Here is a 19,151-nt window from a genome sequence, read left to right on the forward strand (position 1 = left end):
ATCAGAGTAGAGCGCCGAGGCCCGCTGCGTAAGGGCCTTCTGCCTGTCACTTCCTACAGCTTCTGCCTGTCACCTCATACAGAACGGGTCCGCCGCGCAAAAGCGCGACGGACCCGTCGTGATGCCCGCGTCGGGCGGGGCGTCTGTTACTTCTTGGGCTTGCCGGGGCTACTTCTTGGGCTTGCCGGGGCCGCTGTCGTCGCTGGAGAGCACCGCGATGAAGGCTTCCTGCGGCACCTCGACGGAGCCGACCATCTTCATGCGCTTCTTGCCCTCCTTCTGCTTCTCGAGCAGCTTGCGCTTACGGGAGATGTCACCGCCGTAGCACTTGGCGAGGACGTCCTTGCGGATGGCGCGGATGGTCTCGCGGGCGATGACCCGGGAACCGATCGCGGCCTGCACGGGCACCTCGAAGGCCTGCCGCGGGATGAGCTCGCGCAGCTTGGCGACGAGCCGCACGCCGTACGCGTACGCCGCGTCCTTGTGCGTGACGGCGGAGAAGGCGTCGACCTTGTCGCCGTGCAGCAGGATGTCGACCTTGACCAGGCTGCTGGCCTGCTCGCCCGTGGGCTCGTAGTCGAGGGAGGCGTAGCCGCGCGTCTTGGACTTCAGCTGGTCGAAGAAGTCGAAGACGATCTCGGCGAGCGGCAGCGTGTAGCGGATCTCCACGCGGTCCTCGGAGAGGTAGTCCATGCCGAGCAGGGTGCCGCGCCGGTTCTGGCACAGCTCCATGATCGAGCCGATGAACTCGCTCGGGGCGAGGATCGTGGCGCGTACGACGGGTTCGTAGACCTCGTCGATCTTGCCCTCGGGGAACTCGCTCGGGTTGGTGACGGTGTGCTCGGCGCCGTCCTCCATGATCACGCGGTAGACCACGTTGGGAGCGGTGGCGATGAGGTCGAGCCCGAACTCGCGCTCGAGCCGCTCACGGATCACGTCGAGGTGAAGCAGACCCAGGAAGCCGACGCGGAAACCGAAGCCGAGCGCTGCCGACGTCTCCGGCTCGTACACGAGCGCGGCGTCGTTGAGCTGCAGCTTGTCCAGGGCCTCGCGCAGGTCGGGGTACTCGGAGCCGTCCAGCGGGTAGAGACCCGAGAAGACCATCGGCTTCGGGTCCTTGTAACCGCCAAGGGCCTCGGTCGCGCCCTTGTGCAGGGAGGTGATCGTGTCACCGACCTTGGACTGACGGACGTCCTTCACGCCGGTGATGATGTAGCCCACCTCGCCGACGCCGATGCCGTCGGCCGAGGTCATCTCGGGGGACGAGACACCGATCTCGAGCAGCTCGTGCGTGGCGCCGGTGGACATCATCCGGATCCGCTCACGCTTGTTGAGCTGGCCGTCGACGACACGTACGTACGTCACGACGCCCCGGTAGGAGTCATAGACCGAGTCGAAGATCATCGCGCGGGCGGGCGCGTCCGCGACGCCGACCGGCGGCGGGACCTCGGCCACGACCTTGTCGAGCAGCGCCTCGACGCCCATGCCGGTCTTCGCGGAGACCTTAAGGACGTCCTCCGGCTGGCAGCCGATGAGATTGGCCAGCTCCTCGGAGAACTTCTCCGGCTGGGCGGCCGGCAGGTCGATCTTGTTGAGCACCGGGACGATCTTGAGGTCGTTCTCCATCGCCAGGTAGAGGTTGGCGAGAGTCTGAGCCTCGATGCCCTGGGCCGCGTCGACAAGGAGGATCGTGCCCTCACAGGCCGCCAGCGAGCGCGACACCTCGTACGTGAAGTCCACGTGCCCCGGGGTGTCGATCATGTTGAGGATGTGGGTCTTGCTCTGCTCGGGGCCCTCGGTGGGGGCCCAGGGCAGACGCACCGCCTGGGACTTGATCGTGATGCCGCGCTCGCGCTCGATGTCCATCCGGTCGAGGTACTGAGCACGCATCTGGCGCTGCTCGACCACACCGGTCAGCTGGAGCATGCGGTCGGCGAGCGTGGACTTGCCGTGGTCGATGTGCGCGATGATGCAGAAATTACGGATCAGAGCCGGGTCGGTACGGCTCGGCTCGGGCACATTCTTAGGGGTCGCGGGCACGCAGGGTCCTGTCTCTTGAGGCGCCTGTCGCCTCGGGGTCGGATCTCCGGATCGATACGTAGGTTCCATGGTCCCATGGGTGGGGCACTGGGCCAGGTGTGGGCCGCTCGCGGCGGGGACCAGGCCCGGATTGGGCCGGTCGCGGGGCGGCTGGTAATCTGGGCAGCTGTGTCTCCTGGCCCTCTCGGTTCTGAGGCACGTGTCAAAAAAACTCATCTGCAGTACCTCTGCAGTACCTGAACCTGAAAAGGCTCTTTCGTGGCGAACATCAAGTCCCAGATCAAGCGGATCAAGACCAACGAGAAGGCGCGTCAGCGCAACAAGGCGGTCAAGTCTTCCCTGAAGACCGCGATCCGCAAGGCCCGCGAGGCCGTTGCCGCGGGTGACACCCAGAAGGCCGTCGAGGCCACGCGCGAGGCTTCGCGCCAGCTCGACAAGGCCGTCTCCAAGGGCGTCATCCACAAGAACCAGGCCGCCAACAAGAAGTCGGCGCTTGCTTCGAAGGTCTCGACCCTCCAGGGCTGAAGCCCTTGCCCCGGCTCGCCGGGGCGCTGATCAATCCTCCCGCGAGGGTAATTCGAGCCCTCTACCTCGAATCGCGGACAGACCACGCAGTACGCCACGCTGCGACAATGCCCCCGGACCCACTCTGGGGGCATTGCTGTGTCCGGGCCCCGCAGGGGGTGCGGGTTTAGCTGCCGGGGGTGTGCCCCTTTAGCTGCCGGGGGCTGCCCCTTCAACTGCGGGGGTGTGCCCCTTTAGGGGCACGGGGAACTGCGCGACCAGCCACATCCGACCCGCACACTCCGAACCAGCAGGTGCCAAACGGCGCGAACTCAGCAGCAACGCCTAGCGCCGCGACCGCGCCGCGCGAGCGATGGCAACGACGGCCTTCTCCAGGGCGTACTCAGGATCATCCCCGCCCCCCTTGACCCCCGCATCGGCCGCCGCGACAGCGGTCAACGCGGCGGCGACCCCGTCCGGGGTCCAGCCCCTCATCTGCTGCCGGACGCGATCAATCTTCCACGGCGGCATCCCCAGCTCCCGAGCAAGATCAGCCGGCCGCCCGCCCCTCGCAGAGGACAGCTTCCCGATCGCCCGCACGGCCTGCGCCAACGCACTGGTGATCAGAACGGGCGCGACCCCGGTCGACAGAGACCACCGCAACGCTTCGAGCGCCTCCGCGGCCCGCCCCTCCACGGCACGGTCGGCCACCGTGAAGCTGGAGGCCTCCGCACGACCCGTGTAGTACCGCCCGACGACCGCCTCGTCGATCGTGCCCTCGACATCCGCCACCAGCTGGGAGACCGCGGAGGCCAGCTCCCGCAGATCGCTGCCGATCGAGTCGACCAGGGCCTGGCAGGCCTCAGGCGTGGCCGAACGGCCGAGCGTGCGGAACTCGCTCCGTACGAACGAGAGCCGGTCCGCGGCCTTGGTCATCTTGGGGCAGGCGACCTCACGGGCCCCCGCCTTGCGGGCCGCGTCGAGCAGGCCCTTGCCCTTGGCGCCGCCCGCGTGCAGCAGGACGAGGGTGATCTCCTCGGCCGGCGAACCGAGATACGCCTTCACGTCCTTGACCGTGTCGGCCGACAGATCCTGCGCGTTGCGCACGACCACGACCTTGCGCTCGGCGAAGAGCGAGGGGCTGGTCAGCTCGGCGAGCGTGCCGGGCTGCAGCTGGTCGGGGGTGAGGTCGCGTACGTCCGTGTCCGCGTCGGAGGCGCGGGCGGCTGCGACCACCTGCTGCACGGCACGGTCGAGGAGAAGGTCCTCCTGCCCCACGGCGAGCGTGAGGGGAGCGAGCGGGTCGGCGGTATCTGTCTTCCTGGCCATCGCGGTCAAGCATCCCACGCGGCACTGACAGTCCATCCGTACGGCAGCCCGTCCCGTACGGCAGTCCATCCCGTACGGCAGTCCATCCCATAAGGCCGGTTCCCGAGCCGCTCACCCGGTACCGGAGAATGGGCAGGTGACCGACGTACGACATGTCCTGGTGCTGCCCGACCGCGATGCCGCGGAGGAAGTGGCCGAAGAGCTCCCCGACCGTTTCCGTGTCGCCGAGGAACCTCAGCTCGTCCGTGACGCCCTGGCCGGCGAGGACGACGCCGAGGACGCCCAGTGGCTGGTCGTGGTCGAGGACCCGGAGCGGCGCCTGGACCGCGCGGCCCTCGACGCACTCGCGGCGGAGCACGAGGGCTGGCTGGAGGCTCCATAGGGACCTCTGGCGGTCAGCCCTTGGGCAGGACCTGGATGTCGAGGTCGATCGTGATGCTGGGGCCGATCGCGGCGATACCGCGCGCCAGCATCGTCTGCCAGGTGATCGTGAAGTCGTCGCGGTGCAGCTCGGTGGTGGCACGGCAGGCGACCCGGGTCTCGCCCTCAAGCCCCCGGCCGACCCCGAGATACTCGGTGTCCAGCGTGACCGTGCGCGTCACGCCGTGCAGCGTGAGGCCGCCCGTGACCGCCCAGCGGCTGCCGCCCTTGTGCACAAAGCGGTCGCTGTAGAACTCCATCGTCGGGAACCGCTCCACGTCGAGGAAGTCGCCGGACCGCAGATGGTCGTCGCGCATCTTCACCCCGGTGTCGATGGAGGCCGCGTCGATGACGACATGCATCGCGGAGTTCTCCATCCGGTCGGCCATCCGGATCGCGCCCGCGAAGCTGTTGAAGCGTCCGTGGATACGGGCAAGACCGATGTGCCGCGCGGTGAAGCCGACCGAGGAATGCAGGGGGTCGATCTCCCAGTCCCCGGCATCGGGCAGCGCCGGAGGGTGCGCGACCTGGAGCATCACATCGCCGAGCGACGCGTGCGTGCTCTCCCCGACCGTGGTGTTCGCCCGGTACGGCGTGAACCCCTCCGCGGAGACCGCCAGGCGGTAGTCACCGGCCGGAACCGTCGCCACGAACGAGCCGAACGGATCCATCCCCCCGGTGACGACCTTGCGGCCCATGGCGTCGCTGACCGCGAACTCCGCGTGCCGCACCGGTTCGTTGACGGGGTCGAGCACCCGGCAGCTGAGCACCCCCGCACTGGGCGGAACCGGCACGGCGGACAGCGGTCCTCCTGCTCCGCCGCCTCGGTTCGTACGGTTCCCCAGCCAACGGCCGAACATGTGCGACATACCCCCGCGCTACTTGACAACTCCTGTCCCGAAGGGGCATTCGATCACCGTTGCGGCATTCGATGCAACACGGCCCTACATCGCAGGAATCACGCACTGGCGCTTGAACTGTCGCGACTGGCCCGTACTGGCCCGAATTGATCAGCTCGGGCGGATCAATCAGCTCGGGCGGATCGATCAGCTAGGGCGGCCGTGTGACCACCTCCATCTCCGGAGCCGCGCCTTCCGCCACTCCTGCCGTCGGTCCGATGACAGCAATCGAGCCATTCCTGTCCGTCCGCAGCACCTCCGCTCCCCCGGCCCGCAACGCCTCGATCGTGCGCGGTGAAGGGTGGCCGTAGGAGTTGTCGCGGCCGCAGGAGATGAGCGCGAGGCGGGGCGCGGACCGTCTCAGAAGCCCGGGGTCCTGATACGCCGAGCCATGATGGGCGACCTTGAGCACATCCACCTCCGGCAGCGACGCCACGGCAGGTGTCCGCAACAGGGCCCGCTGGGCGGGCGGTTCGAGATCTCCGAGCAGCAACAGCGTGAGCCCTTCCGCGCGGACGAGCAGCGTGACGCTGGAATCGTTGGGCCCCTCGGGAGTCAGCCCCCGGCCCACCCCCTGGGCCATGGGCCACAGCACCTGCCAGTCGAGGCCTCCGGTGCGCCGCCGCTCCCCCGCCACGGCCCGGGTCACCGGAACGCGATGGGCGGCCGCCTGCGCATGCACGAACTCGGCCTGGTCCGGCGGCTCCTGAAACCCCGTCGTCTGGATCGCGCCGACCCGGCGCCCGCGCAGCACGCCCGGCAGGCCCGCGACATGGTCGGCGTGAAAGTGCGTCAGGAGCACGAGCGGAACGCGCGTCACGCCGAGCGAACGCAGACAGCGGTCAACGAGCACCGGGTCGGGCCCCGCGTCGACGACCACCCCCGCACCGTCCCCCGCCGCGAGCACGGTGGCATCCCCCTGACCCACATCGCACATCGCGAACCGCCAGCCCGCCGGGGGCCACCCCGCGATCACCCGGGTCAGCGGCGGCGGCTGCACGACCGCGAGGAGGAACAGCAGGGCGCAGGCCGCGGCGAGCCATGGGCGCCGCAGCAGCCCGCGCCCCACCAGGGCGACGACGACCGTGCCGGCGGCGAGCAGCAGCCCGCCGCGCCAGCCACCGGGCCAGTCGACACCGCTGCCGGGCAGCGCCGCACCCGTACGGGCGATGTCCGCGATCCATCCGGTGGGCCAACTGGCGCACCAAGCAAGGAACTTGGCGACCGGCATCATCACAGGCGCCACCGCCAGGGTGGCGAAGCCAAGGACCGTGGCGGGCGCGACGGCGACCTCCGCAAGGAGATTGCAGGGCACCGCCACCAGGCTCACCCGGGCCGCCAGGACGGCGACGACCGGTGCGCACACCGCCTGCGCGGCGGCCGCCGCGGCGAGCGCCTCGGCCGGGCGCGGGGGAACCCGGCGTCTCTGGAGGGACGCGCTCCACCGCGGGGCGAGGGTGAGCAGGGCGCCGGTGGCCAGGACGGACAGCAGGAATCCGGGGCTGCGGGCCAGCCAGGGGTCGTAGAGGACGAGCAGCAGCACGGCGGCGGCCAGGGCGGGGATCAACGACCGGCGGCGCCCGGTGCCGATGGCGAGCAGGGCGATGAGACCGCAGGCCGCCGCCCGCAGCACGCTCGGATCGGGTCGGCAGACGATCACGAAGCCCAGGGTGAGAGCGCCCCCGACGAGCGCGGTCGTCCGCAACGACATCCCAAGGCGTGGGGCGAAGCCCCGCCGCTCGGCGCGCTGCGCGATGCCGGGCGGGCCGATGAGCAGCGCGAGCACGATCGTGAGGTTGGCCCCGCTGACGGCGAGCAGATGGGTGAGATCGGTCGCCCGGAAGGCCTCGTCGAGATCGGGCGGCACGCGCGAGGTGTCCCCGACCACGAGCCCGGGCAGCAATGCCCGCGCGTCGGCCGGCAACCCGTCCGTGGCCTCCCGCAACCCGCCCCGCAGCCGTCCGGCGACCTGCTGCGCCCCGGACGGCCCCTCCACCACACGCGGCTCCCGCTCCCCGGAGACCCGCAGCACCGCCGCGATCCGATCCCCCCGCGGCAATGGAGGCGCGAGACTCCCCTGCACCCGCACCCGGGTCGAGGGCAACAACGCGAACCAGCTCGCCTGACGAGCACGCGGATCAGGACGCCCGCCCCTGCCGGGATCCCCTGCACGGCCGCGCTCAGCGGTCGCGTCCCTGGCGATGACCAGGACCGGGGTGCGCGTCACGGCTGTCGTGCCGTTCGCCGAACCGACCCGCACGATCTCCGCGTTCAGCATGACGGAGGGCGGGACGGACCGGTCCCCCGTGACGTGGGGGCGGGTGTGGCGGGGGTCGGACGTGACCTCCAACTCGGCATCCACCTCCGCGTACTGACGGGCCAGCGCGGGGACGGGTCCGCGGTGCAGGTCGGCACCGTGCAGGCCCGCCGACGTCGCGGCTGCCGCGCTGCAGAGGAGTGCCGTCGCCACCGAGACCCGTCCCCACGGCGGCCGGCGCCCCGCAGCCCGCGCGCACTCCTGTCCCTGCCGCCGCCCCCGCACAGCCGATCGGCCCGCGCCCGTCGGCCACCCCCGCACCGTCAGCGTCACCAACAGGGCGCCCGCCACCACCACACAGACGACCACGGCCGCGATCACCCATCGAGGCGGGGCGTCGAGCGCCAGAGCCGCCGTCCCCCAGGCCGCCAGCGCGGGCGGCACGAGGCGGAGGTCCACCGGGCCCTCCTGCCGGGGGTGGGAGTCCCCGAGCCGGCGCCCGGACGACGCGTGCACCGCGGGGCGGACGGGGGGCGCGGCAGCCCCCGCGGCCGAGGGCGCCGGCCTCATGGCCGCACCAGATTCCGCAGGTCGGCGAAGCGGCGGTCGCCGATGCCGTTGACCTCGCGCAGTTCGTCGACCGAGCGGAAGCCGCCGTGCTCCGTGCGGTAGTCGATGATGTGCTGGGCCAGTACGGGACCGACACCGGGCAGCCCGTCGAGCTGCTCGGCGGTGGCCGTGTTCAGCCCGACCGGCGCGGCGGGACTCGCTCCCGTCGGCCCCGCCGCAGCCCCGGCGCCCGACGCGGCGGGTGGTGCCGTCGCCGGTGCGCCCACCACCACCTGTTCGCCGTCGATGAGCAGCCGGGCGCGATTGAGGCCGTCCAGGTCCGCGCCGGGGCGGACCCCGCCCGCCGCCTTCAGCGCGTCGGCGACCCTGGATCCCGCGGGCAGCCGCAGAATGCCGGGACTGCGGACCTTCCCGCTGACGTCCACGACGACGCCGCCACCGACCTCGCCGTCCGCCGCGCCCCCTGAGCCAGCCGCCGGTGGACCGCCGCCCTCCGGAGGCGGAACCCCGGGGGACGGAGACGGCTCCGCCTCGCCGCCCGACGCCGCCCGCACCACCTCCGGCGCCCGCACCGGCAGCGTGCGCCCCGCCCAGAAGTGCTGGGCGGCGAGCACTGCGGCGAGGACGAGCACGGCCACCAGCGCGATCAGGCTCCGCCGCTCAAGCCCACACCTGAGTTGCAGCCACAGCGGAAGCCGCTCCCGCACGGCAAGACCCACCCGCCCCCGCACCGGCGACTCCGCAACAGGCCCCACCGGTTCGGCGACAGGCCGCCCCGCCGGCCGCGCATCCGGAGGCGCTCCCGACCTCAACCCGACGCCGCCGCCCGCCCGTTCAGGCTCGGCGAACAGCGCCTCCGCGCGCAGCCGCAGCGCCTCCGCCGAAGCATGCCGCCGGACGGCCCGTCTGCGGGCGTGCCGCTGACCCCCGCGACCATCCGAAGCGCGACCGTCGGAACCACGACCCCGCCCCGGCCCACTCGTAGCGCCAGACGCCCGCGGAAGAGACGACCGCGAGAGTGATGTCCGCGAAGGTGAGGCCTGTGAAGGTGAGGTCTGCGAACGTGATGCCTGTGAAGGTGATCGAAGTGCCATGCCGACGACGCTAGGCAGTGCACCAAAATTATGTTGATCTTGGTCAATTCCCGTGGATTACCCACGAGTTGTGGATAACTCCGTCACCCACAGGCGCACCGACCGCCTCAGCGAGGCGAGACCACGGCCCCCAACAGCCCCGGCCCCGTGTGCGCCCCGATCACCGCGCCCACCTCGCTGACATGCAGTTCGGCCAGGTCCGGCACCCGTTCCCTGAGCCGCTCGGCGAGCGCCGCGGCCCGCTCCGGCGCCGCCAGGTGATGCACCGCGATGTCGACGCGGTTCGCCCCGGCCCGCTCGACCACGATCTCCTCAAGGCGGGCGATCGCCTTCGACGCCGTCCGTACCTTCTCCAGCATCTCGATGCGTCCGCCGTCCAGCTGGAGCAGCGGCTTCACGGCGAGCGCGGAGCCGAGCAGCGCCTGTGCCGCACCGATCCGCCCGCCCCGGCGCAGATAGTCCAGCGTGTCGACGTAGAAGTACGCGGACGTGCCCGCGGCCCGCTTCTCCGCGGCGGCCACCGCATCGTCCACCGAACCGCCGGACTCGGCCGCCTCCGCCGCCGAGAGCGCACAGAACCCCAGGGCCATCGCGACCATCCCGGTGTCCACCACCCGCACCGGCACCGGCGCGTCCTGCGCCGCGAGGACCGCCGCGTCGTACGTGCCGGAGAACTCGGCGGACAGATGCAGTGAGACGATCGCCGTCGCGCCCGCCTCCGCGACCTTGCGATAGGTCTGGGCGAAGAGTTCGGGGCTCGGCCGGGAGGTGGTCACCGGCCGCCGTTTCTGCAGCGCCAGGGCGAGCGAGCGGGCGGAGATCTCCGTGCCCTCTTCAAGCGCCTGATCGCCGAGGACCACGGTCAGTGGCACCGCTGTGATGCCGTGCCGCTCCATCGTCCGCTGCGGCAGGTAGGCCGTTGAATCCGTGACGATCGCGACATGACGGGACATGCGCTGGAGATTACCTGCCTGGACCCGGAGGCGGCAGCCCGACCCCTTTGTAGACGGGCCCGTCAGGTCGTGCTCTCGGGCCTGGCCTTCTTCTGCCAGGGGTAGACCGGCTGCGGCGCCGGCGGGTTGATCGCGGGCTGCTCGGGCTCCTGTTCGGACGTCTTGGACGGCTCCGCCCAGGTCTGCTCGGCGTCCTGGTCCGCGCCGGCCTGCGGCTCGGGCCAGGAACTCTCAGAGGCCGGGGTCTGCGTCGACGACGGCTCCGTCGTCCAGTGCCGCAGCGCACCCGCCTCCATGTCGATCTGCGTGCTCAGCGAGTCCAGGTCGTCGTCGGCGAACCTGCGGGCGCGGTCGCGCGCCGACCACCGCAGGGAGTCCGCCGCCTTGGTGATCTGTTCCGTGCGCTCCCGCAGCCCGGGGAGCCGCTCGGCCAGGCTGCCCTTGTCCGGGTCCCGCTCGAGCCGCCTGAGTTCGTCGTCCAGCTCATGGCCATGGGCGCTCAGCCGCTCGAAGAGCCCCAGGGACTCCTTCAGCGAGGCGTCCTCGACCACGCCCGCCTGCAGCGTCTCCTGCGTGGCGCGCATCGAGGTGCGCAACGAGAGCCGCAGCTGGGCCAGTTCGCCCGCGGGGCCGATCTGTCCGAAGCTCTTCGCCCGGAGCGTCGTGTCCTCCACCGTCCGGCGCGCCTGCGAGATCGTGCGGTCCACGCCGCGCTTGGCCGCGCCGACCACCTTCACCGTCGCGTACGCACCCAGGGCCAGGAACAGCACGACGAGCAGCGCCACGACTGCGATCACGGCTTCCATGACGCTCCTCTCAGGTCCTGCGGCGGGTTCCGCACCGACCCTTCAACGGTAAACGCAAAGGGCAGGCCGAGGGTTCCAGCAGAACCCCCAGCCTGCCCGTAAGGGAAGACCCCTATGTGCTACGCCGGGACGATGTTCACCAGCTTCGGCGCCCGCACGATGACCTTGCGGATCCCGGCGCCGTCCAGCGCCGCCAGTACCCGCTCGTCGCCCAGGGCCACCTTCTCCAGCTCATCGTCCGAGATCGACGGGGAGACCTCCAGGCGCGCCTTGACCTTGCCCTTGATCTGCACGACACAGGTCACGGTCTCGTCCACGACGAACGCCGGGTCGGCGACGGGGAAGTCCTGGTGGACCACCGAGTCGGTGTGGCCCAGCCTGCGCCACAGCTCCTCGCCCACGTGCGGGGCCAGCGGCGCGATCAGCAGCACCAGGCGCTCGGCGACCGAGCGCGGCAGCGCGCCGCCCTCCTTGGTCAGGTAGTTGTTCAGCTCGGTGATCTTGGCGATGGCAGTGTTGAACCGCATGCCGCCCAGGTCCTGGCGCACCCCGTCGATCGCCTTGTGCAGGGCGCGCAGGGTGCCCTCGGCGATCTCGGTCTCCGCGACGTCCGCGACCGTGACCTCACCGGTCGACTCGTCGACGATCAGGCGCCACATGCGCTGCAGCAGGCGGTACTGGCCGACCACCGCGCGGGTGTCCCACGGGCGTGAGACGTCCAGCGGGCCCATCGCCATCTCGTACAGACGCAGGGTGTCCGCGCCGTACTCCTCGCAGATCTCGTCCGGAGTGACCGCGTTCTTCAGGGACTTGCCCATCTTGCCCAGCTCGCGCTTGACCGGCTCGCCCTCGAAGAAGTACCGGCCGTCGCGCTCCTCGACCTCGGCGGCCGGGACCGGGAAGCCACGGCTGTCGCGGTACACGTAGGCCTGGATCATGCCCTGGTTGAACAGCTTGTGGAACGGCTCGGCGGACGAGATGTGCCCCAGGTCGAACAGCATCTTCGACCAGAAGCGGGCGTACAGCAGGTGCAGCACGGCGTGCTCGGCGCCGCCCACGTACAGGTCGACACCGCCGGTCGGCTGGCCCGCGCGCGGGCCCATCCAGTACTGCTCGATGGCCGGGTCGACCAGCTTCTGGTCGTTGTTCGGGTCCAGGTAGCGCAGCTCGTACCAGCAGGAACCGGCCCAGTTGGGCATGGTGTTGGTCTCGCGGCGGTACTTCTTGGGCCCGTCGCCCAGGTCCAGGGTGACGTTGACCCAGTCCTCGTTGCGGGACAGCGGCGTCTCCGGAGAGGTGTCCGCGTCGTCCGGCTCGAAGGTGCGCGGGCTGTAGTCGTCGACCTCCGGCAGCTCCAGGGGCAGCATCGACTCGGGCAGCGCGTGGGCGATGCCGTCCTCGTCGTAGACGATCGGGAAGGGCTCGCCCCAGTAGCGCTGGCGGCTGAACAGCCAGTCGCGCAGGCGGAAGTTGACGGTGCCCTCACCGATGCCCTTGCGGGCCAGCCACTCCGTGATGCGCGCCTTGGCGTCGACGACCCCCAGGCCGTCCAGCGAGATGCCTTCTCCGGAGGAGTTGACCAGCTTCGCTTCGTACGAACCGAACGCGTCCTCCCACGTCGACGCGTCGGTCCCGCGGTCGTCCGAGGGCTGGACCACGCACCGCATGGGCAGCTCGAAGGCGCGGGCGAAGGCGAAGTCGCGGCTGTCGTGCGCCGGAACGGCCATGATCGCGCCGGTGCCGTAGCCCATCAGTACGTAGTCGGCGATGAAGACCGGGACCTGCTCGCCGCTGACCGGGTTGGTGGCGTAGACGCCGGTGAAGACGCCGGTCTTCTCCTTGGCGTCGGCCTGGCGCTCCACGTCGGACTTGGCGGCGGCGAACGCGCGGTACTTGGCGACGGCCTCGGCCGGCGTCGCGTGCCCGCCGGTCCACACGTCGTGGGTGCCCTCGGGCCAGGCGGCCGGGATCATCTTGTCGACCAGCTCGTGCTCGGGCGCCAGGACCATGTAGGTCGCGCCGAACAGGGTGTCCTGACGGGTCGTGAAGACGGTGATCGCGTCGTCGCCGGAGCCGACCGGGAAGTCGACGCGGGCACCTTCGGAGCGGCCGATCCAGTTGCGCTGCTGCAGCTTGATGGCCTCGGGCCAGTCCAGGGCGTCCAGGTCGTCCAGCAGCCTGTCGGCGTACGCGGTGATGCGCATGTTCCACTGGCGCAGCTTGGCCTTGAAGACGGGGAAGTTGCCGCGCTCGGAGCGGCCGTCGGCGGTGACCTCCTCGTTCGCCAGGACGGTGCCCAGGCCGGGGCACCAGTTGACGGGGGCGTCGGAGGCGTACGCCAGGCGGTACTCGCTCAGGACGTCGGCGCGCTCGTTGGCGCTCAGCTCGTGCCACGCGCGCGTGGAGTTCGGTACGGCGCGCTCACCGGTCTCGAACTGCGCGACCAGGTCCGCGATCGGACGGGCCTTCTTCGCCTCGTCGTCGTACCAGGAGTTGAAGATCTGGACGAAGATCCACTGGGTCCACTTGTAGTAGTCCGGGTCGATCGTCGCGAAGGAGCGGCGCTTGTCGTGGCCCAGGCCCAGACCGCGCAGCTGCGACTTCATGTTCTCGATGTTGGCCTCGGTGGAGACCCGGGGGTGGGTGCCCGTCTGCACGGCGTACTGCTCGGCGGGCAGGCCGAAGGCGTCGAAGCCCAGGGTGTGCAGGACGTTGTGGCCCGTCATGCGCTGGAAGCGCGCGTAGACGTCCGTGGCGATGTACCCCAGGGGGTGACCGACGTGCAGGCCCGCACCGGAGGGGTACGGGAACATGTCCATGATGAACTGCTTGGGCTTGGCGACCAGTGCGGCCTGCGCGGCGTCGCCCGCTGCCATGTCGCCGCTCGGGTTCGGCGCCTCGTACGTGCCGTCGGCGTCCCAGAAGTCCTGCCAGCGTGCCTCGATCTCGGCGGCCAGGACGGCCGTGTAGCGGTGCGGCGCGGCCACCTCGGAGGCGGCAGCAGAATTCGTCTCGCTCATGATCCTCAAAGCTCCATCGATCGTCTCTGCCTGCGGAATTGACCGTCCCGGCCAAATAAAAATGCCCCTCGCACAGGAGGGGACGCCGCGCCGATGCCGACCGCGAATTACCGGCGGTCGGGACTGATCAGCGCGGCCCGCTAAGCAGAAGGCGTACGGCACGCATGGCGTCAGGGTACCGCAGCCCCCGCGCGGCCCGCGACGAGCCGGGCCGTGACGCTCGATCACGCCTCATGACGCTCCGGAGGCCCACCGGAAGCCCGGACTCCACCTTTGGCCAAGGGTTACTCCGCGTACCGACCACTATCGGGGCAACACCAAGATCGCGTCGCGGTTTTATAACAACGCAATAACTCAAACCCCGTACTCGCTGGTATGAGGCGACTTAGCATGCGGCGATCGAGCCATCTCGGAGTCGCCCCCATGAACCCTCTGAATCCTCATCACAAGAGCCGCGCAAGCCGCACCGATCGCAAGAGCCGCACCACTCGCACTCGCACGGCCCGTTCGCCCCGTTCGGGCCGCAAGAGCCGCACTGATCGCGAAAGCCGCACGTTCCCGGCGTTCCCCGAACCCAGCAGAGCCACCCGCGGAGTCCTGTCCACGGCGGCGCTGCTGCTGATACCCCTGCTCGTCATAGCCGGGAGCGACGCCTTCCGCGCCGCCCTCGACTTCACCACCGGCGTCCTGTCCCTGGTCAGCCTGACCGCCGCCGTGGTCTGGGGCCTGGTCGCCACGGACCGCCTTTTCCTGCACTCCCGTCAGCGACTGCTCGCCCAGGCCGTGCACCGGGCCACGGCGGTCGCCTCCATCGGCTTCCTGCTGCTGCACGTCACCGTCAAACTCGCGCTCGACCATGTGTCGCCGGTCGGCGCGCTCATCCCCTTCGGCCTCGGCTTCTCCGGAAGCGACGGGCTCATCGGCCTCGGCTCGCTCGCCGGGCTCCTCATGGTGACCACGGGCATCACCGGGGCCCTGCGCAGCGCCTTCGCGTCACCGGCCCAGATCGCCTCGCGCTGGCGTGCGCTGCACATGCTCGCCTACCCCGCCTGGTGTTCGGCGCTGATCCACGGCCTGTACGCGGGACGCGCGCCCAAACCGTGGGTGATCGCCCTCTACTGCCTGTGCCTGATCGCCGTCGCGGGAGCCGTCGCGCTGCGCGCCGCCCCGCTCCCGGTCAAGCGGAAGGTCGCCGCCCGGATCCTGGCCGTCCTCGAACCGGATGAGCGGAGCAGGCCCGCCCGCAGGGACACCGCCGAATCGCCGCTCCCCGGCACGACCGCCGCTCCCGGCCGTGCCCCCTACCCCGAAGCCGAGCCCGATCCGACCCCCGTGGTCGGCATCGCCGCGGCCTACCGCGTGCTCGCATCCGACAACAGGCCCACGGAGGTCCTGCCCGTCACCGACCCGCCGCCCCGCTGGCCGTCCCCGTCTCCACCGCCTCCCGCCGAGGCTCCCCGTATGCCGTACGACTCCTCCCATGACTCCTATGACACCTACGACACCACGCACGACACGGCGTACGTCTCCGAAGAGGCCGCCTATCGCTCCCACGACACCTCGTACGGCTCCACGTACGAACCGGCGTACGACCCCACGCCCACGTACGAAGCCCCGTACGACAGCGGTCCCGCCACCGAACCGCTGCCCCACACCTTCCAGGCGCCGAGTCCTGGCGAACCCTGGAACGCCGCCACCGGAGGCCCCAAGTGAACGCGTCGCTGCCCGATGTCCCCGAAGTCCGCGTGGTCGGACTTCCGCTCCTGACCTCGGGCTTCGACCTGGTCGAGCGTCTTGATCTGGCGATGCACCTGAAGGTGCACGGGCCCCTGGAACCCATGGCAGGCGAGTCCCTGGCCACCCTCTCCGAAGACATCTCCTTGCGCGGCAGGGGCGGCGCGGGCTTCCCCTTCGCCCGGAAGCTGCGCGCGGTCGCCGACTCCGCGATACGTCGTGGGGTGCGCCCCGTGGTCGTCGTCAACGGAAGCGAGGACGAACCGGCCTGCCGCAAGGACACCGTCCTGATCAACCGCGCCCCCCACCTCATCCTGGACGGCGCGCTCCTCGCAGCCGAGGCGCTGGGCGCCCGCACCCTCGTCATCGGCGTGACCCGCGACTCCACGGAGTCCTCCATGCGGTCGGCGCTCGCCGAGCGCGGCCTGACCAACCGGCGCGGATCGGGCATCCGCGCGCGCGTGCAGCGCAATCCGGTGCGCATGGTGACCGGCGAGTCGTCGGCCCTGGTCCGCTCGGCGGACGGCGGCCCGCCGCTGCCCCCGGGGCGCAAACTGCGGACCTCCGACTCCGGGGTCGGCGGCGCGCCCACGCTGCTGTCCAACGCGGAGACCTTCGCCCAGCTCGCGGTCGCCGCCCGGATCGGCGCCGACCGCTACCGCCGCACCGGCCTGCGGGACGAGCCGGGCACGGTGCTGCTCACCGTCTCCGGAGCGGTCGCCCGCCCCATGGTGGTGGAGGTCCCCACCGGAGTGCCCTTGCGGTACGTCCTGCAGCTGGCCGGCGCGCCGCCGCTCCCCCAGGGCGTCCTGACGGGCGGCTATCACGGCAAGTGGCTCGACGCGATCACCGCCCATGACGCGGTCGTCTCACGCGCCTCCCTGGAGGCCTGCGGGGGCGCGCTCGGCGCGGGCGCCATCCTGCCCATCGGCCCGGGCACCTGCGCCCTCGGGGAGTCGCTGCGCGTGGCGCACTGGCTGGCCGCCGAGAGCTCGGGCCAGTGCGGCCCCTGCTATCTGGGGCTTCCTGCGGCGGCGCGCGGCCTCGCGGACATCCTGGACGGCGGCGGGCCGACGGCCCTTGAGGCGCTGCGCGAGGTGACCCGGGCCGTGAAGCGGCGCGGCGCCTGCAAACACCCGGACGGCTCGGCGGCCTTCCTGGACTCGACGATCTCGGCGTTCACGGACGACCTCGCCGCGCATGTCCTTGGCGGCGGCTGCGGCCGCCCCGTGGAGGGTGTCCTGCCGCTCCAGGCGGAGGCTCCCCAGGGAGAGGTGCCGAGCGGCCGCAAGCTCGCCGTCGACTGGACGCTCTGCCAGGGCCACGGCCTGTGCGCGGACATCGTCCCGGAGCTGATCCAGCTGGGCCCCGACGGCTTCCCCGGCGTCGCGGAGGCGCCCGTACCGCAGTACTCCGAAGCGCGCGCCGCGCGTGCCGTACGCCGCTGCCCGGCGCTCGCGCTCCGCATCGAGGAGGACCCCTCGGTGGCACCACCGCGCCCGGCACTGCCGCCCGCACTGCCGCCGGGCCGCGGCCGCAGGGCACTGGGAAGCGGGCGCTCCTAGACACACGAAAGCGGGCCACCCGATCCGGGTGGCCCGCTCTCATCTTCTGTGGAGCTAAGGAGAATTGAACTCCTGACCTCCTGCATGCCATGCAGGCGCTCTACCAACTGAGCTATAGCCCCTTGCTTGCTTCCGCCCGGTTCCCCCGGCGGCTCCGCCAACATTACACGGTCCTCCCCGTGCTCCACCAAATCGTTTCCCTTCTGTACGGATACGGCCGGTACTGTCTGCCTTCGTGACCGTGATCGCGCTCGCCGCCGCCCGTCGCCGCGTTCCCCCCGCCGCCTGGGGCTGCCTGCTGTCCTTCACGGCCTTCTGGCTCGCGCAGCGTGCCGCCGACGTCTCGATGATCGACCTGATGGTCTACCGCGCCGAGGGCGAGACCGTGCGCGCGGGCGGCGACCTCTACGCGCTGCGCACCACCGAGGCCCATCTGCCCACCACCTACCCGCCGTTCGCCGCCCTCCTCTTCACGCCGCTGACGCTCCTGGACACGGCGGACATGCGCACCCTGGCGACGCTGGGGAACCTGCTGCTGCTCGTGGTGCTCGTCCGCCTCTCCCTGCGCCTGATCGGAGATCCGCGGCACGCGGGCGTGGAGAGCGCGTTGTGGGTGGCGGCGCTCGCGATCTGGGCGGAGCCGGTGTGGACGACGCTGCGGTACGGCCAGATCAATCTGCTGCTCGCCGTCCTGGTCCTGTGGGACCTGTCCCGGCGACCGGGCCACCGCTGGGCGGGCGTGGGCATCGGCATCGCGGCGGCGATCAAGCTCACGCCCGCGCTCTTCGCGGTGTTCCTGCTGCTGACCGGTGCCACCGAGGCCGTGCGGCGGGGGCAGTGGCGGGTACCCGTGCGGCACGCGTGCGTGGCCGCCGCCTCGTTCGCCGGCGCGACGCTGCTCGCGGCCGCCGTCCTGCCGTACGACTCCTGGCGCTTCTGGACCCGGATGGTCTTCGAGGCGGGCCGGGTCGGGCTCGCCGAGGACACCGCGAACCAGTCGCTGCGCGGGGTCATCGCACGGCTTCTGCACACCGAGGAACCGGGCCTGCGGTGGGCGGTGACCGCGGCAGCGGTCGGCGCGCTCGGCCTCGCCGTCGCCGTCGCCGCCGAGCTGCGCGGCGAGCGCGCCCGCGCGGCGGTGACCTGTGCGGCGACGGCACTCCTGGTCAGCCCGGTGTCGTGGTCGCACCACTGGGTGTGGTGCGTACCGATGGCGCTGCTTGCGTGGACGGCGGCGGTGCGCCGGGGCGGCCGGGCCAGATGGGCGGCGACCGGAGCCGTCACGCTGGTCTTCTGCTCGTACGCCCTGTGGTGGGTGCCGCATGGCGTGGGACGGCTTGAACTCGGCCAGAATTATGGCCAGATGACGCTGTCCGCCCTCTACGTAGTGACCGCTTTCGCGTTCCTCCTGCAAGGGATGCTGCAAGGGATCGGACGCCGGGCCCGACCGGCGGTCAAGCCGTGGCGAAGGAGTAGAAGCGCTTGAGCGTGCAGTGCTCGTCGAGCAGCCGACCGTAGATCGGCTCCCCTTCGAGCTCGCGGTACGTCTCGATGGGGTCGCCTTTTATGATCAGCGCCCGCGCGCATTCCTCGCACCAGTACTGGTAGTCCTGGTTGACCGGTTCCATGTCGCGGACGATCGGCGTACCACTGCCGCACCAGTCGCACTTCCGCCTGTGTGCACCCATCGATCAGCTCCAGCTGTGGCCGCAGGCCGTGCACACGTACGAGACACCGCCGTTGTCGCCGAGCACTTGGGCGACATGGGACGAACCGCAGGACGGACAGGTCAGGAGGGCGATCGCCGCGAAGGGAGCGGCAGCGCGGCGCGGCGCGGCCACATCGATGAGGCCTTCGGCCCCTTCGAGGATGCTCGCAGGCATCGCTCTCCCTTCCGTCGGGTCACATTCGGTGATCTGGTGCGGTCCCCTTCCGGCCGTCCGATTCTGCCACGGTCTGA

15 protein-coding genes and 1 tRNA gene are annotated in these 19,151 nt (G+C 70.9%); 5 read left to right on the forward strand and 11 right to left on the reverse strand.

Annotation, left to right across the window (positions count from 1 at the left end; translation table 11 throughout):
• Positions 1-168 precede the first annotated feature (168 nt).
• Positions 169-2,040: a translation elongation factor 4 gene (lepA, locus tag AB0G47_RS07700; RefSeq protein ID WP_360765269.1), complete on the reverse strand. Its 1,872-nt coding sequence runs from the start codon at positions 2,038-2,040 to the stop codon at positions 169-171.
• A gap of 258 nt (positions 2,041-2,298) precedes the next feature.
• Between lepA and rpsT the strand changes: the two genes are divergently transcribed.
• Positions 2,299-2,565, forward strand: a complete 267-nt coding sequence (gene rpsT, locus AB0G47_RS07705) for a 30S ribosomal protein S20 (RefSeq protein WP_266867063.1) — start codon at positions 2,299-2,301, stop codon at positions 2,563-2,565.
• Between the two features lie 324 nt (positions 2,566-2,889).
• Here rpsT and holA read toward each other — a convergent pair whose 3' ends face one another.
• Complete coding sequence (gene holA / locus AB0G47_RS07710) at positions 2,890-3,873, reverse strand: DNA polymerase III subunit delta (RefSeq protein ID WP_360765273.1); 984 nt, start codon at positions 3,871-3,873, stop codon at positions 2,890-2,892.
• Positions 3,874-4,009: 136 nt separating this feature from the next.
• Here holA and AB0G47_RS07715 point away from each other — a divergent pair, with 136 nt between their 5' ends.
• Positions 4,010-4,255, forward strand: coding sequence for a hypothetical protein (locus AB0G47_RS07715; protein WP_360765276.1), 246 nt, complete (start codon positions 4,010-4,012; stop codon positions 4,253-4,255).
• A 13-nt stretch (positions 4,256-4,268) separates the two neighbouring features.
• Here AB0G47_RS07715 and AB0G47_RS07720 read toward each other — a convergent pair whose 3' ends face one another.
• The 6 genes from AB0G47_RS07720 to leuS all read right to left on the reverse strand — a co-directional run bounded on the left by AB0G47_RS07720 (position 4,269) and on the right by leuS (position 13,892).
• Positions 4,269-5,153, reverse strand: a complete 885-nt coding sequence (locus AB0G47_RS07720; protein WP_360766515.1) for a YceI family protein — start codon at positions 5,151-5,153, stop codon at positions 4,269-4,271.
• Between the two features lie 190 nt (positions 5,154-5,343).
• Positions 5,344-8,019 carry a ComEC/Rec2 family competence protein gene (locus AB0G47_RS07725; RefSeq protein WP_360765279.1) on the reverse strand — a complete coding sequence of 892 codons (2,676 nt, stop codon included), beginning with the start codon at positions 8,017-8,019 and terminating at the stop codon, positions 5,344-5,346.
• A complete protein-coding gene (locus tag AB0G47_RS07730) occupies positions 8,016-8,891 on the reverse strand; it encodes a ComEA family DNA-binding protein (protein ID WP_360766518.1) in 876 nt (291 codons plus the stop codon). Before AB0G47_RS07730 ends, AB0G47_RS07725 begins: the two co-directional genes overlap by 4 nt.
• Before the next feature lie 329 nt (positions 8,892-9,220).
• Positions 9,221-10,066, reverse strand: coding sequence for a DegV family protein (locus tag AB0G47_RS07735; RefSeq protein WP_360765282.1), 846 nt, complete (start codon positions 10,064-10,066; stop codon positions 9,221-9,223).
• 62 nt (positions 10,067-10,128) lie between these two features.
• Positions 10,129-10,872 (reverse strand): hypothetical protein, encoded by a 744-nt coding sequence (locus AB0G47_RS07740; protein WP_360765285.1) that lies wholly within the window; start codon positions 10,870-10,872, stop codon positions 10,129-10,131.
• Between the two features lie 119 nt (positions 10,873-10,991).
• Positions 10,992-13,892 (reverse strand): leucine--tRNA ligase, encoded by a 2,901-nt coding sequence (gene leuS / locus AB0G47_RS07745; protein WP_360765288.1) that lies wholly within the window; start codon positions 13,890-13,892, stop codon positions 10,992-10,994.
• A gap of 423 nt (positions 13,893-14,315) precedes the next feature.
• Between leuS and AB0G47_RS07750 the strand changes: the two genes are divergently transcribed.
• Together AB0G47_RS07750 and AB0G47_RS07755 are read left to right on the forward strand one after the other, a co-directional pair.
• Positions 14,316-15,605 (forward strand): ferric reductase-like transmembrane domain-containing protein, encoded by a 1,290-nt coding sequence (locus tag AB0G47_RS07750; RefSeq protein WP_360765291.1) that lies wholly within the window; start codon positions 14,316-14,318, stop codon positions 15,603-15,605.
• Positions 15,602-17,191 carry an NADH-ubiquinone oxidoreductase-F iron-sulfur binding region domain-containing protein gene (locus AB0G47_RS07755; protein ID WP_360765294.1) on the forward strand — a complete coding sequence of 530 codons (1,590 nt, stop codon included), beginning with the start codon at positions 15,602-15,604 and terminating at the stop codon, positions 17,189-17,191. Before AB0G47_RS07750 ends, AB0G47_RS07755 begins: the two co-directional genes overlap by 4 nt.
• 49 nt (positions 17,192-17,240) lie before the next feature.
• On the opposite strand, the gene AB0G47_RS07760 is transcribed toward AB0G47_RS07755, so the two are convergent.
• Positions 17,241-17,313: transfer RNA gene (locus AB0G47_RS07760), tRNA-Ala, on the reverse strand.
• Positions 17,314-17,426: 113 nt separating this feature from the next.
• Here AB0G47_RS07760 and AB0G47_RS07765 point away from each other — a divergent pair.
• Entirely contained in the window at positions 17,427-18,677 is a 1,251-nt protein-coding gene (locus AB0G47_RS07765; RefSeq protein ID WP_360765296.1) for a glycosyltransferase 87 family protein, read from the forward strand.
• Here the strand turns inward: AB0G47_RS07765 and AB0G47_RS07770 are convergent.
• Both AB0G47_RS07770 and AB0G47_RS07775 read right to left on the reverse strand, forming a co-directional pair.
• Positions 18,646-18,879: a hypothetical protein gene (locus tag AB0G47_RS07770; RefSeq protein WP_006137425.1), complete on the reverse strand. Its 234-nt coding sequence runs from the start codon at positions 18,877-18,879 to the stop codon at positions 18,646-18,648. The genes AB0G47_RS07765 and AB0G47_RS07770 overlap by 32 nt on opposite strands.
• Positions 18,880-18,882: 3 nt before the next feature.
• The gene (locus AB0G47_RS07775; RefSeq protein ID WP_266867040.1) at positions 18,883-19,074 is read right to left on the reverse strand and encodes a hypothetical protein; all 192 of its coding nucleotides are present in this window, start codon (positions 19,072-19,074) and stop codon (positions 18,883-18,885) included.
• Positions 19,075-19,151: the final 77 nt, after the last annotated feature.

The organism is Streptomyces sp. NPDC021622 (assembly GCF_040640795.1).
Lineage (GTDB): Bacteria > Actinomycetota > Actinomycetes > Streptomycetales > Streptomycetaceae > Streptomyces.

What these genes read in the sequence shown, in the direction of transcription:
- holA (WP_360765273.1), bottom strand. Translation starts at nt 3,873, where the DNA reads ATGGCCAGGAAGACAGATACCGCCGACCCGCTCGCTCCCCTCACGCTC.
- AB0G47_RS07750 (WP_360765291.1), top strand. Translation starts at nt 14,316, where the DNA reads ATGAACCCTCTGAATCCTCATCACAAGAGCCGCGCAAGCCGCACCGAT.
- AB0G47_RS07740 (WP_360765285.1), bottom strand. Translation starts at nt 10,872, where the DNA reads ATGGAAGCCGTGATCGCAGTCGTGGCGCTGCTCGTCGTGCTGTTCCTG.
- AB0G47_RS07725 (WP_360765279.1), bottom strand. Translation starts at nt 8,019, where the DNA reads ATGAGGCCGGCGCCCTCGGCCGCGGGGGCTGCCGCGCCCCCCGTCCGC.
- AB0G47_RS07775 (WP_266867040.1), bottom strand. Translation starts at nt 19,074, where the DNA reads ATGCCTGCGAGCATCCTCGAAGGGGCCGAAGGCCTCATCGATGTGGCC.
- AB0G47_RS07720 (WP_360766515.1), bottom strand. Translation starts at nt 5,153, where the DNA reads ATGTTCGGCCGTTGGCTGGGGAACCGTACGAACCGAGGCGGCGGAGCA.
- AB0G47_RS07735 (WP_360765282.1), bottom strand. Translation starts at nt 10,066, where the DNA reads ATGTCCCGTCATGTCGCGATCGTCACGGATTCAACGGCCTACCTGCCG.
- AB0G47_RS07770 (WP_006137425.1), bottom strand. Translation starts at nt 18,879, where the DNA reads ATGGGTGCACACAGGCGGAAGTGCGACTGGTGCGGCAGTGGTACGCCG.
- leuS (WP_360765288.1), bottom strand. Translation starts at nt 13,892, where the DNA reads ATGAGCGAGACGAATTCTGCTGCCGCCTCCGAGGTGGCCGCGCCGCAC.